The organism is Rhodococcus sp. 14-2496-1d (assembly GCF_002259365.1).
Classification (GTDB): Bacteria; Actinomycetota; Actinomycetes; order Mycobacteriales; family Mycobacteriaceae; genus Rhodococcoides.
The window spans coordinates 50,545-63,308 of record NZ_NPFV01000010.1 but is presented as its reverse complement, the minus strand read 5'-3'; the positions used below and the strand labels follow the sequence as shown (position 1 = coordinate 63,308).

The 12,764-nt window shown below is 63.5% G+C and carries 13 protein-coding genes; 9 read left to right on the top strand and 4 right to left on the bottom strand.

Annotation, left to right across the window (positions count from 1 at the left end):
* Positions 1–7 precede the first annotated feature (7 nt).
* Positions 8–1,312 carry a carboxylesterase family protein gene (locus CH296_RS07155; protein WP_256980373.1) on the bottom strand — a complete coding sequence of 435 codons (1,305 nt, stop codon included), beginning with the start codon at positions 1,310–1,312 and terminating at the stop codon, positions 8–10.
* 95 nt (positions 1,313–1,407) lie between these two features.
* Here CH296_RS07155 and CH296_RS07150 point away from each other — a divergent pair, with 95 nt between their 5' ends.
* The 4 genes from CH296_RS07150 to CH296_RS07135 all read left to right on the top strand — a co-directional run bounded on the left by CH296_RS07150 (position 1,408) and on the right by CH296_RS07135 (position 5,757).
* Complete coding sequence (locus CH296_RS07150; RefSeq protein ID WP_256980372.1) at positions 1,408–1,959, top strand: TetR/AcrR family transcriptional regulator; 552 nt, start codon at positions 1,408–1,410, stop codon at positions 1,957–1,959.
* A gap of 102 nt (positions 1,960–2,061) precedes the next feature.
* On the top strand, positions 2,062–3,654 hold the full coding sequence (locus CH296_RS07145) for a GMC oxidoreductase (RefSeq protein WP_094684375.1): 1,593 nt from the start codon (positions 2,062–2,064) through the stop codon (positions 3,652–3,654).
* 21 nt (positions 3,655–3,675) lie between these two features.
* Entirely contained in the window at positions 3,676–4,968 is a 1,293-nt protein-coding gene (locus tag CH296_RS07140; RefSeq protein ID WP_256980371.1) for a lipase family protein, read from the top strand.
* 45 nt (positions 4,969–5,013) lie between these two features.
* Positions 5,014–5,757 (top strand): EAL domain-containing protein, encoded by a 744-nt coding sequence (locus CH296_RS07135; protein WP_179277652.1) that lies wholly within the window; start codon positions 5,014–5,016, stop codon positions 5,755–5,757.
* A 13-nt stretch (positions 5,758–5,770) separates the two neighbouring features.
* Here CH296_RS07135 and CH296_RS07130 read toward each other — a convergent pair whose 3' ends face one another.
* Positions 5,771–6,217: a GNAT family N-acetyltransferase gene (locus tag CH296_RS07130; RefSeq protein ID WP_094684449.1), complete on the bottom strand. Its 447-nt coding sequence runs from the start codon at positions 6,215–6,217 to the stop codon at positions 5,771–5,773.
* An 88-nt stretch (positions 6,218–6,305) separates the two neighbouring features.
* Complete coding sequence (locus CH296_RS07125; protein ID WP_094684373.1) at positions 6,306–7,475, bottom strand: CdaR family transcriptional regulator; 1,170 nt, start codon at positions 7,473–7,475, stop codon at positions 6,306–6,308.
* Positions 7,476–7,597: 122 nt separating this feature from the next.
* Here CH296_RS07125 and CH296_RS07120 point away from each other — a divergent pair, with 122 nt between their 5' ends.
* The 5 genes from CH296_RS07120 to CH296_RS07100 all read left to right on the top strand — a co-directional run bounded on the left by CH296_RS07120 (position 7,598) and on the right by CH296_RS07100 (position 11,867).
* Positions 7,598–8,653, top strand: coding sequence for an NAD(P)-dependent oxidoreductase (locus CH296_RS07120; protein WP_218830245.1), 1,056 nt, complete (start codon positions 7,598–7,600; stop codon positions 8,651–8,653).
* Positions 8,653–9,333 carry a DUF4286 family protein gene (locus CH296_RS07115; protein ID WP_094683438.1) on the top strand — a complete coding sequence of 227 codons (681 nt, stop codon included), beginning with the start codon at positions 8,653–8,655 and terminating at the stop codon, positions 9,331–9,333. Before CH296_RS07120 ends, CH296_RS07115 begins: the two co-directional genes overlap by 1 nt.
* A 36-nt stretch (positions 9,334–9,369) precedes the next feature.
* Positions 9,370–10,233, top strand: a complete 864-nt coding sequence (locus tag CH296_RS07110; RefSeq protein WP_094684372.1) for a fumarylacetoacetate hydrolase family protein — start codon at positions 9,370–9,372, stop codon at positions 10,231–10,233.
* Positions 10,230–11,543: an MFS transporter gene (locus CH296_RS07105; protein WP_094630486.1), complete on the top strand. Its 1,314-nt coding sequence runs from the start codon at positions 10,230–10,232 to the stop codon at positions 11,541–11,543. The genes CH296_RS07110 and CH296_RS07105 overlap by 4 nt, the downstream gene beginning before the upstream one ends.
* Before the next feature lie 69 nt (positions 11,544–11,612).
* Entirely contained in the window at positions 11,613–11,867 is a 255-nt protein-coding gene (locus CH296_RS07100) for a WhiB family transcriptional regulator (RefSeq protein WP_094684371.1), read from the top strand.
* Positions 11,868–12,001: 134 nt separating this feature from the next.
* Here CH296_RS07100 and CH296_RS07095 read toward each other — a convergent pair whose 3' ends face one another.
* Positions 12,002–12,718, bottom strand: a complete 717-nt coding sequence (locus CH296_RS07095; RefSeq protein WP_094630484.1) for a TetR family transcriptional regulator — start codon at positions 12,716–12,718, stop codon at positions 12,002–12,004.
* Between the last annotated feature and the right edge of the window lie 46 nt (positions 12,719–12,764).

Below are 12,764 nucleotides of genomic sequence, written 5' to 3'. Positions count from 1 at the left end.
GGCCCGGTCAGAACACCATGGAGCGCCCAGGTAGCCCGGACACTCCTTCTTTGGCGAACGCGGCCCATGTCCGCCGTACCTTGGCGGCCAATGCCTCCGGCGGAGCATAGCCGGCCAACATCGGTGCGTCCCACCACGCGTCACCGAACAGCAACGGCAAATCGATGCTGTGGCAGGCTCCCAAGGGTGCGCCCTTCGGTGCCCAGTCGATTCGGTATGACGCGACCTGACCACCGGCGCGGTGCCACATCTTCACCATGCCGTCGACGCCGAACAACAGGTTGGTGACGAGACGGACGACCGGAGCGGTCAGTACCGAACTGACGATACCGAACCTGTTCAGCCACAACATGTTCGATACGACGTCCACGAACGGTGAAGCATCGTCTCTGGTGTGACCGATCAGAAGTTCGACGCCAGGAGCAGTTCTGCGTAGGGCGGCGTCGGGGTCACCGGCCAGGGGCTCGAGGTGAGCAACCGGCCCGAACGGCATTCCGCCTGCGGCACCGAACCTGCGCACGGCACGCGTCACGGCACGCTCCGCATCGAGCACATCCGACGCGGGAGCGGTGGCCGGGTCGGTACGAAAGTGCGCTGCGAAAGCCTTTCGGGCTGTGTCGTACAGAGCCGAACGGCCCGATCGCAACCCTAAGGGCGCGCTCTGCACGATTGCCCTCGAGAACAACCCTGCAGCCGACTCGCACGCCATCAGCGCGAGGACGGCATCGCCGCCCGCAGACTGACCGAACAACGTCACGTTGCGCGGGTCACCACCGAATCGAGCGATGTTGATCGACACCCAGCGCAGTGCTGCGATCTGATCCTCCACCCCGATGTTGCTGTCCCCTGAGCCTTTCGGGGTCAGGTAACCGAATCCACCGAGCCGGAAGGTGACACTGACCACCACGACGCCCTCCCGAACGAGGTGGTCGGCGTCGTATCTCTCGGCTTCCCCGCCGCCGGAGACGTAGCCGCCGCCGTGCAGCCACACCATCACCGGAAGTCCCTCCGCCACAGAGGGAGCGGTCACCGACAACACGAGGCAGTCCTCGCTCTGTTCGAGCCCGTCGACCATCGGGCCCGTGACATTGTCTATCCGGGACGGCAGTTGAATGCAGACCGGTCCGCGGCGGGTGGCATCGCGCGTCGTATCCGGGGTGTCGATCGGTTCGGGCCGACGAAATCGCGTGGCGGTGGCATAGGGAATTCCCCGGGCGTGGATCAACCCGTCGGCTTCGACCGCTTCGAGGTCTCCGCTGGTGGTGCCGGTGATGGTGCGCAGCGTCGCCCCGGGTGTCGTCTTCTCGCTCACGTGTGAACCCCCATTCGATGAACAGGTGCGAGCTTATCGTCTCCGCCCCGTCATCGGATGAGGCCGCAACGCTCGAATTCCGTCATAATCGGACCGTGCGGTCCAAGCAGAAGATTCTCGATGCCACCCTCGGGTTGATCGCCGAGAGCGGCTTCGAGGGTGTCACGATCGCGGCTGCGGCGCGTGCTGCGGGTGTCACGCGGCAGACGGTGTATTCGATCTTCACCACTCGTGAGGACATGGTCTCCGAGGCGATGGTGGGACTGATCGTCGACGTGCTGGGCGGTATCAGGGACAAGGCCGATCAGGCCGAGACTCCGACGGAGTTCATCGTCGAGACCGTGGTCGCTGCGCGCAATCTCATTCGGCGCGAACCGGTTCTGAACTCGTTGTTGCGCTCGGGCAACGCGAACCCACTGTTCGACCCGGACATGATGGATCGCGCACAACCGGTGGTACGCCAGTTTCTCGACGGTTACATCGAGCGCAATCCGGGCTTCGATTCCGCACAGTTCCACGGCATCGACGGCGTCATCGTGCGTGTGGGGCTGTCGGTGATTCTGTTCGACGACCCCACCATTCACCACGACGACGGGTTGCGGCGCTACCTCGAACGATGGTTGATCCCGGTTCTGCCCTTTTCATAGCGTCGAAAACTTGACACCCAAGTCCCCTTCTGTCTAGTTTTGCACGACGCGTACACGTAACTCGGGTTTCGATGTACGTTGCCGCAATCTCTTGGGGGGAACGTGTCGACACTGAATCGCCGGTCATTTCTGGGCGCGACCGCGATGGCCGGGATTGCTGCCGTGGCGTCGGTTACCGGTGCAGCGCAGGCCGCCCCGCGTTCGAGGGTTCAGGTCCCGATCACCCGTGAGGACCATCGAGTCGTCGTGATCGGATCGGGGTTCGGGGGCGGTGTCGCGGCGCTGCGCTTGGCGGAGGCAGGCATCCCGGTTCTGGTGCTCGAACGCGGAAGGCGTTGGCCCACAGGGCCGAATGCCGATACCTTCCCCAACGCGACCGCGCCGGACAAGCGGATGCTCTGGTACGGCTCCAGCCCGAACCTGTTCGGGAGACCGGTTCCGTTCGATCCGTACGTCGGCCTGCTCGAGGCAGTCTCCGGCGACAACATGACCGCTCTGTGTGCAGCCGGAGTGGGCGGCGGGTCGCTGATCTACCAGGGAATGACGCTGCAGCCCTCGCAGGCCGTCTTCGAGACTCACTTTCCGATCGACCTCGACTGGGCCACGCTGAACGCGGTCCACTACCCCCGCGTCGCGCGGATGCTGCAGCTCGCGCAGGCCCCTGACGAGTTGATCGCAACGCCCAATTATCGAGCGGCACGGGTGTTCGCGGACAGTGCGCGGCGGGCGGGTCTGCCGGTGTCGAAGATTCCGATGCCGATCGATTGGAACTACGCCCTCGACGAAACCCGCGGGGTGATGAAGCCGTCGTACACCAACGGTGCGGGCGCATTCGGAGTGAACAACGGCGGCAAGCATTCCGTCGACGTCACCTACATCGCCGCTGCCGAGGCAACCGGGCTGGCCACCGTGGCAACGCAGCACAACGTCACGCACGTCGAGCGCGCCACTGACGGTCGCTGGACCGTCCATGTCGACCGAATCGATTCCGCCGGAACGGTGTTGGAGAACAAGATCCTCACTACCGGTGCGCTGATCATGGCCGCAGGCAGTCTGAACACCACAAAGCTGCTGGTCCGCGCCGGGGCCACCGGTGCCATCCCGGATCTACCGGACCAGCTCGGGCAGGGCTGGGGTACCAACGCCGATCGCATCTACGTGTGGTCGAGTATCGAGCAGCAGTTCGGTACGCCGCAGGGCGGTCCGGTGGTGTTCGGCAGCTTGAACTGGGACGATCCGCGCACCGCGCACACGGTCATTCAGGCATCCATTCCGCCGTTGGGTGTGGATGCCCACAGCACGATGATCGTCGGCTACGGAGTCAGTGACGGTCGCGGCCACGTCGCCTACGATTCCACGCGCGACCGAGCCCAGCTGTACTGGCCGGCCAACGGCGACTCCGTCATTCAGGACGGTTCCATCGATCCGACGGTGCGTCGCATCGCAGGTTCGGGCAGCATCCTCACCGATACCAATGCCGTGTTCCCCTCCACCTGGCATCCGTTGGGCGGGGCGAACATGGGCCCGGTGTGCGACCTCGACGGCCGTGTTCACGGTCAACGCGGACTGTACGTTCTCGACGGTGCGTTGATGCCGGGCAACACTGCGGCCTGCAACCCGTCCATGACGATCGCGGCGCTGGCCGAACGAGCGCTGGACAACATCGTCGCCCGCGACCTCGACACGATTGTCTGACCCCTCAGCAGAAAGAGCCCAATGCATCTGTATCGCAGCATGATCGGTGTTGTCGTCACCGCCGTACTCGCGTCCTCGGTGACCGCACTCGGTGCCTCGGCCGCGCACGCCGATCCCGTCGACGACTTCTACGTCCCGCCTGCCCAGCCGACCGACAGCCCTGGATCCGTCGACCGAACCCAGCCGATGTCGTTGTTCGCTGCACTGCCGGGTAACGACGGCTCGTATCCGGCCCAGGCGCAGCGGGTGTTGTACACCTCGCGTACGCAGGACGATACGCCGGTGGTCGTGTCGGGCACGTTCGTCGAGACCGAGGTGCCGTGGCGTGGAGCAGGCCCGCGACCGACCATCGTCGTCGCCCCGGGAACCGTCGGGCAGGGCGATCAATGTGCCCCGTCGAGAGCGTTTCCCACCTCCATCAACGCTGTGACACAACCACCGTCGATCTCGTTCAATCAGGAACTGCTGTCGTCGACGCTGTGGGGGTCGATGGGGGCGAACGTGTTCGTCACCGACTACATCGGATTGGGAACGCCCGGCCTGCACACGTACGTGAACAGGGTGGAGGAGGCGCATGCAGTTCTCGACGGTGCCCGGGCTGCAGTCGAATTGGGCGGCGACGCGAATGCACCGATCGGCATCTGGGGTTACTCGCAGGGCGGTGGGGCTGCCGCGGCCGCCGCGGAACTCGCCGGGGAGTACGCGCCGGAGCTGAATCTGAAGGGGACGTGGGCCGGGGCTCCGACGGCCGATCTGCTCGAGGTGTTGAAGACCGTCGACGGAACACTGATCGGTGGTGTGATCGGTTATGCCCTCAACGGATTCGTCGAACGCGACCCGAGTCTGCGCCCGCTCGTGGACGAGCGACTCACCGATCAGGGCAAGGCGGTGCTGAACGAGCTGTCGACGGAATGCATCGGCGACACGATTCTCGAGCACCCGTTCCTGCGCACGGAGACGCTGACGAAGGACGGAAAGTCCATGTTGGAGAACCTGCGTGGGATCCCGCAGGCCGGAGCGATCTTCGACGAGCAACGAATCGGCCGCAGTACGCCGAATGCTCCGGTGATGATCACCAGCGGAATCAATGACGACACGGTGCCGTACGGCCAGGCCAGGCAACTGGCGTACGACTGGTGTGCGCTCGGTGCCCGGGTGGAGTTCCGAACCAATTCGCTGCCGCCGATCCTGCAGGGTGCTGTGTTGCCCAACCACTTCGGACCGCAGCTGATCGACGGCTACGGCGGCGAGGCTGCCCAGTTCCTGATGGACCGATTCGCCGATCTTCCTCTGGCAGCATGCAGCGTCGACTGACCGAGGTCGCGGCCGAACTGCTTTCTCCGATGTATTCGACGACCCGTGTCGTCGACTAGAGGTGCCTCGACGCCGCTGCATTCGACACTGTTGCGTGCGAGGCGTCGGGTGGAGGCCGTGATTGCGTGCGGTGGTCCGCAGATCGTCTTTCAGCCGATCGTTCGAGCCGATGACGGTGCGATCGAGGGATACGAGGCTCTTTCTCGTTTTCCGCCCGGCGGCGGTGATACCGAAGCATGGTTTGCCGATGCTGCGCACTGTGGCCTGGGGCCTGCGCTCGACAGATCGGCGGCGGTCAGAGCACTGGAGGAATCCGTTCGTCTGCCGAGTGGGCCTTTCGTTGCGGTGAATCTCAGCGCTGCAACGCTGTTGGTCGACTCGGCTCTGGTCGACGTGCTGCTCGATGCCGGGCGATGTCGGCCATTGGTTGTCGAGATCACCGAGCATGCCGCCCTCGTCGACGAGGACGCGGTGGTGTCCGTCCTGGCCGAGCTTCGACGCGGCGGGGTGGGCGTGGCGGTCGACGATCTGGGATCGGGGTACGCGGGAATGCGGCACCTCGTTCTGCTCGAACCCGAGATCGTCAAACTCGATGCCTTCGTCGTCCACGAGATGAGGGCGAATCGGGCGAAGCTGGCTTTGGCGGAACTGGTGCTCGAGTTCGCGCGCAAGACCGGCGCCCGATGCGTGTTCGAGGGTGTGGATACCGACGAGGACCTCGCGGCGGCCATGTCGATCGGGGCGGACTTGCTGCAGGGCTACCGACTGGGCCGCCCTGCGCAGCCGTAGTCGTCCGCGTGATCTATCGGGGGTCTGCATCCCGGGTGAGCATCTTCACGTGCGGGATTCCCGCTTCCAGGTACTGCTCTCCCACTCGAACGAATCCGAAGCGCTCGTACCATTTCTCGAGGTGCGCTTGCGCGGAGATTTCGACTACCCCGGGGTAGGCCGTCAGTGCGGCATCGACGAGTTCGCCTGCGTAGCCGCTACCGCGCGCATGAGCTGCGGTCGCGACCCGTCCGATGTGAACCGTGTCGTCGACGAGGACGCGAAGAGTGGCCACCACCTCGCCTTGGTCGTCCTGGATCCAGAACAACTCCGTCGTCGGAAGTAGGTCCGCGCCATCGAGTTCCGCCTCGTCGACGATCTTCTGCTCGTGGACGAACACCGCGACCCGAAGCGCCATGATGCGATAGAGGGTATTCGGGGCCACGCCCGCAAGCGGCGCATGTCGAAGATTCGACTCCATCATCCGAGTTCTCACCGACCGAGCATATTGGAGGCCGGGCCACACTGGTCCCGCGGTCCGTGCCGGAGATGCGCAACTCGGCTGTTCGTCAGGAAGTGCGGGTTCGTACCACCACGCGCGACGCGAGATACAACTCGACCAGGTCGTTGAAGACCAGCGGATTTCGACCGGTCAGTTCCTGTATTCGTTTCGACCGTGCAGACACGGTGTTGACGTGTACGTAAAGCCTTTTGGCGGTGGCGGATTGCGACATGTTGGATTCGGCCAGAGCGGTGATCGTGTCCATCAGGTGCGCCGCGTTACGGATGGGTCCGACGCGGTCGATCTCGAACTTCTCTCGTGCTTCCACATCGCTGTTGATGAGGATGTCGAGCAGTACATCGGCGTAGTGCACCAGGGTTCTCGACGTCAGGTCGGGGTTGGAAGCGTTGCGAACCGCACTCGCCTGTGTGAAGGACCGATGGACGGTTCTCAAGGAGGACGTGCTTTCGCCCACGGACACCGCCAGACAGTCGGCGGTATGCCTCAGCAATGTTGTCACCACGGTGTCGAGCGCTCCGAGCGAGGACGGCCCGTCGGGAAGCGGTACGAAGACGATCAGGCTGCCGTCTGCTTCCCCGAATATCGAGGGGCCGAGGCGTGCGGTGGTCAGCGCACTGCTCACCTGACGTCGAAGTCGTTGGCCGGCAAGAGGATCTGCACTGTCGGCCATTGTGAGTATCGCGCACACGTGCGCGGCGTTCGGATCGACCCCGAGCACGCTGGTCCACCGGTTCAACTCCTGAGTGTCCACGTCCCAGCCGTTCGTCAGTGCTGTCGCCAGTTCGTCCTCGGCTCGGCGCGTCACTGCGTCGATCACGGACGAGGCCTCACGGTAGGCGTCGATCATCGAATTGGTGAGCGCGTCGAAGCAGGAGAGGGCGAGTTCGGTCGGTGTCGTCCCCGTCGCGCTGTCCTGGCTACGGAGTACATGCAGCAGCAGTACTCGCTCGGTCGAGCGAAACGCTTGAATGACCGACTCGAGCGGTACACCCTCTTGCGCCCGCGAGATACCCAGTTCGCGGGCATGGCCCAGTTCCTCGCCGGACGGCGTGACACCGCGTCCTACGCAGTCCAGCACCACCTCGATGTTGCGACGGACGAAATAGTCGAGTTCGCTCCGGCTGAGCACGTCGTTCGAATAACCGCGGTACGTGTTCCAGATGAGTCCGACTGCCTCGTCGACCAGTTCGTCGATCGATCGGTGGTAACTCCGCATTCCATCACCCTACTGTGGGAAACCCACATAGTTTCCGCTCTTCGGGTAGCGATATGACCGGTGTTGCGTGGGTTGATTGTGGGTCACGATGTATGTCACAGGTCACAACGAGAGGACAACACGTGAGCATCACGCAAGAAACCCGGCAAAAGGACACCGAGTTCGACGGAGTCGACGCCATCGAAGAGGCGCTCGCAACGCCGTCGCAGGAACTGATCGACGCAATGCGGACCATCGTGGGTGACATTGCAGTGCTGGGCGTGGGTGGCAAGGTCGGCCCGAGCGTGGCGGTGATGGCCAAGCGCGCCGCGGAGGCAGCGGGTACCGACAAGCGCATCTTCGGCGTCGCTCGGTTCTCGGACGTGCGTACCCGTGCGTTTCTCGAGCGCAACGGCGTCGAGTGCGTTGCCGCGGATCTGACCGACGACGACCAGCTACAGGCCCTACCCGAGGCCGCGAACGTAATCTTCATGGCAGGCAACAAGTTCGGCACGACAGGCAACGAGTCGTTCACATGGGCGATGAATGCCTATCTGCCGGGTCGGGTCGCCACCAAGTATCGCGACAGCAGAATCGTTGCGTTCTCCACCCTGGTGACGTACCCGCTGGCGGATGTCGCCACGGGCGGTTCGCGCGAAGACGATCCGGTCGACCCCATCGGTGAATACGCGGCATCCTGCGTCGGACGCGAGCGCGTGTTCGAGTACCACTCCCTCCAGTTCGGGACGCCCTTGCTGATCTTCCGGCTCGGATACTCGATCGAGACCCGGTACGGAGTGCTCCAGGAAATTGCGCAGGCAGTTCAGGATGGATCCGAGATCCCACTCGAGATGGGCCATGCCAGCGTCATCTGGCAACGCGATGTCGCGGACTACGCGATTCGATCGCTGACGCTTGCCAGCTCGCCGCCACGGAGGCTGAACATCACCGGGCCGGAGATCGTGTCCATTCGATGGCTTGCGCACCGATTCGGCGAAATCCTGGGCAAAGAACCGAGATTCGTGGGGACCGAGACGGGTACCTCGTACGTGATGGATGGAACGGCACTGCAGAAGGAGTTCGGATATCCCTCCACTACTCTGTCCTTCATGATCGACGCTGTCGCAGCGTGGGTCGGCCGCGATGGCGAGACGTTGGGCAAGCCCACCAAATTTCAACAGCGGCAGGGTCTGTTCTGATGACCGGCGCATTGATGAACGTAATTGCCGTCGACCGCGACGATGTTCCGGAATTCGACGACTGGTACTCACGTGAGCACTTCCCGGAAAGGCTCGCTGTCACCGGTTTCCGCAACGCCCGTCGATTCGTCGAGGATCCCGACAGAGGGGCTGCCCGAGTCGAGTACTTCTCCATCTACGAGACGGACTCGGTCGAGGTACTGACGAGCCCGGAGTATCTCGCCGCCTTGGATTCACCGACACCGCGCACGAAAAATGCGGTAGCGCTGTTCCGCCAGAACGAGAGAACGGTGGGAACTCGACGCTTCCGCGGAGGGCTGGGCCGAACCGGCCGAATTCTGTTGGGCCGGATCACCGGTGGGGTGGGCATGAACGGGTCGCTCGTCGAGGCGGTGGAGGACATCGCGAGGGCGACGATCGAGAGCGGTCTGGCCGAGGGAGTCGCGGTCTACGAAACGGACGCGGTCGCCGCGTCGGCGAAAGACAGCACCGCGGAGGGAAAAGCGGCCGGCAGCGCCGCCGCGGCCGACGAGCGACCGTCCGTGTTCGTGGTCATCGAGCAGTACGGATCGCTGGCGGTGTCCCCGACAGGTTCGGTATCGGCGGCGGTCGACAGGATCGGTGCACACGCGCGCTGGTCCACCTACCGACTCGTCAGCGACCAATCGTCCCAATCATAGTGTTGCCCAACGACAGTCTCAGAACAGGATTCGACAATGCGTATCGCCAATCATGCGGGTCGGCTCACCTTGCTGCACGGTGGGGCCGAGATCGACGTTGCTCGGCTCAGCGGTGAGAGGTTCGGCCACCGTATCGAAGACATCTTCGAGCGCTGGGAGGAGTTCACAGCGTGGGCCGCGGCGGTGAACCCCGATCACCCGGCCGCGTCTTCGGGCACTGCCGACGTGGGTCCGGTGAGCCCCCGACCACGTCAGGTGATCGGGGTAGGGCTCAACTACGTCGACCATGCCCGCGAGGCAGGATCACCGCTGCCGACGGTCCCGCTGTTGTTCACCAAGTTCCCGTCGGCGATCGCCGGACCGGACGCCGACGTCGAATTGTCGGGCGACTCCGTCGATTGGGAGGTCGAATTGGTGGCGGTCATCGGACGCGAAGCAGCCAGGGTCTCGAAGGACGACGCATGGAGTTGCATCGCGGGGTTGACTGTGGGGCAGGATATCTCGGACAGAGAGGTCCAGCTGCAGGGAAGCACTCCGCAGTACAGCTTCGGCAAGTCGTTTCGAAACTACGCGCCGATCGGGCCGGTGCTGGTGACTCCCGACGAGTTCGAGGACCTCGATCGGCTGTCGTTGAAGTGTTGGATCGGCGATGAACTCGTCCAGGACGGAACGTCCGGGGACCTGGTCTTCTCGATTCCGGAGTTGATCGAGTACATATCGTCGGAGGTCACCCTCTACCCCGGCGATCTGATCTTCACCGGGACACCCGCGGGTGTCGGCCTGGGTATGACGCCTCAGCGGTTCCTCACCGACGGCGATGTCATCACCAGCAGCATCACGGGAATCGGGTCGATGACCAACAAGGTCAGGGCTCGCGCAGGGAAGGTCGGAGCACTGTGAAGTCGACCAGCGCAGTGGGGGAGAGCCGGCTCAACGCCGAGAACGCGTACACGCCGAAGGAACGAAAGATAGTTCTCGGCTTCGCCATCACCGGTGCCCTCATCGAGAGCATGGAACTGAACCTGTTGAGCTACCCGTTGAGGGATCTCGCCGATTCGTTCGCGGTATCGACTCAGGCTGTGGTCGGCGTCATCACGGCTCAGAGCATCGCGTCGATTGCCGGCGGCTTCCTGTTCGGCTGGACCGCCGATCGTTGGGGCCGTCGGCCGACCTACGTCGCGTTCACCGCCATCTACGGCGTGCTGGCGATCGTCGGTGCATTCCTCGACAGCTTCGAGCTCTTCACCCTGACCCGCGTATTGGCAGGTGTGGCGATGGGCGGTGCCTTTGGCGTCATCTTCGCGATGTTCACCGAGACGTGGAAGACGCGAAACCGAGGACTGATGGGGAGTGTTCTGCAGGGGATGTTCATCTGCGGAACTCTTATCACTCAGGCAATTCTGTTCGGCACCATCACTACGCTTGGATCGGAATCCGGTTGGCGTACCGGCTTCGTCATCATCGGAGCCATGAGCGTCGCAGTGGGGCTGTTCGCTTTCCGGATGCTGCCGGAATCCAAGGTGTGGCGCGCAGCCAAGGACGCACCGCCGTTGGTCGCCGTGGAACCTACCGAAGCGCAGCAGCTGACGAGCGCGGCCGACAAGCGTCGAACGATCGTCGGTGGACTGTTCCTGACCCTTGCCACCACCGGAATTTTCGCCGCCAGCTATTGCTACATCACGTTCGGTCCCACCTACCTGCGCGAATACGCCGGGTTGTCGTTGGGCTGGGCGACGATCGTGCTTTCGATCGGAACTGTGCTCGGCATCGCTTCGTACATCACGTTCGGAGCGTTGTCGGACAGGATCGGTCGCCGCGGATCCACATTCTGGTCCTGTGCAGTAGGTGTGGTCGGATTCGGGCTGTTTCTGTCGATCGGGTCGGACACCGAGATGCCTGCCGGTACGGGCAGTGTGTGGACCGCCGCCACAGCAGCTCTGGCCGGCTGTGCCATCGGCTATGCGGGATTCGGTGTGATCGGCACCTGGATATCGGAGTTCTACCCCACGCGCTACCGAGCCCTCGGTTCGGGTGCCACGTACTACGTGGCACGCGGTATCGGGTCGGGACTGTTTCCGCTGTTCGCGATCATGCTGGCCGACGGAAACATCCATCGTGCAATGGGGTTCGGAGTCATCGGAGCGGTCGTGGGAATGCTCGGGTGCCTTCTGGTTCCCGAAACTCGAGGGAAAGTCATCACCACGGACTGATCGATCGGCCCCGAGGCAGGACGCCTCGGGGCCCATCGTGCGCAGTGAAAGAAGACTGGGTCGAAAGCAATGAACAGAGGGAATCGGAAAGTGCTGGTGCCACTGGTCGAACAGTGGGTATGGCAGGCAGACGCACACTGTCGCGGCTTCGGGTATCTGTTCTACGGCGACGGAAACGAGAGCAGTCGCGAACAGTCCGAGCGCGAACGCGCCGCCAAGCTGATCTGCACGGCGTGTCCGGTCATCGACTCGTGTTACGACCATTGCATGACGTTCGAGGAACGTCACGGCGTATGGGCGGGGTTGTCCGAGAGAGATCGATGACCACACCGAGAGAAGTACAAGTCGAGGTAGCAGGTCCGGCTCGAGATGATTTTCGTTCGCGGGCGTAGTGCGACCGGCCCTTCACCGAACCGTAATTCCGTTGTTGTGCTCAGGTATTCGACTCGTACTTGATGTCAGCGAGGTGGGACCAACAAGTGAACCCTGTCGACGAGGCTCAATGCGGTGGCAGCGTCCGTGCCCTCGAATACTGCTGTGTGAATCCCTCGCATGGTGCCGGTGAGGAGGTGTGCGGTCGCGACGATGTCCGTGTCGCTGCGAATCTGTCGTGCTTCCGCCGCGGCCCTCAGTAGTTGTGCGATCGCATCGACGAAGCTGTCGTGCCAGCGTTCTGCCGAGCCCTCGGATCTCGGTACTCCGAGATTGCGGAACAGCACATGGGTACGCGGGGTGTCGTAGATGCTCGCTGCCGCGATGTGAAGAAACGTCTGCAATTGCTCGAGTGGCGAGTCGGGCCACGTCGCGGCGATCGAGCCCTCGTGAATGCGGCCGATCAGTACGGTGGCGGCGTCGTCGACCGCCGCCTGGAACAGCTCACGTTTGGTGGGGAAGTGGTGGAACGCCGTTCTCGGTGCGAGACCGCATCGGGCAGCAACGCTTTCGATCGTGATGTCCGAGTAGTCGGCGTGACGCAACAGCTCCTGGGTGGCCTCGATCAGTCGGGCCGCTGCGGGCCCGGGCTCGTCGGTGGTCGACGATCCGGCCCAGCGATAGAGCGTGGTGGTGTGGATACCCAGCGAGGTCGCCACGCTCGCTGGGCTTTCGGCACCGCCGAAGGCGCGCGCGACCGCTTCCTGCCGATCGGCGAGTGTGAATCTGGAGACCCTGGCCATGTTCGTGACACTACATTTCGGTGGGGGAGTCGGGAGAACGCCGCGT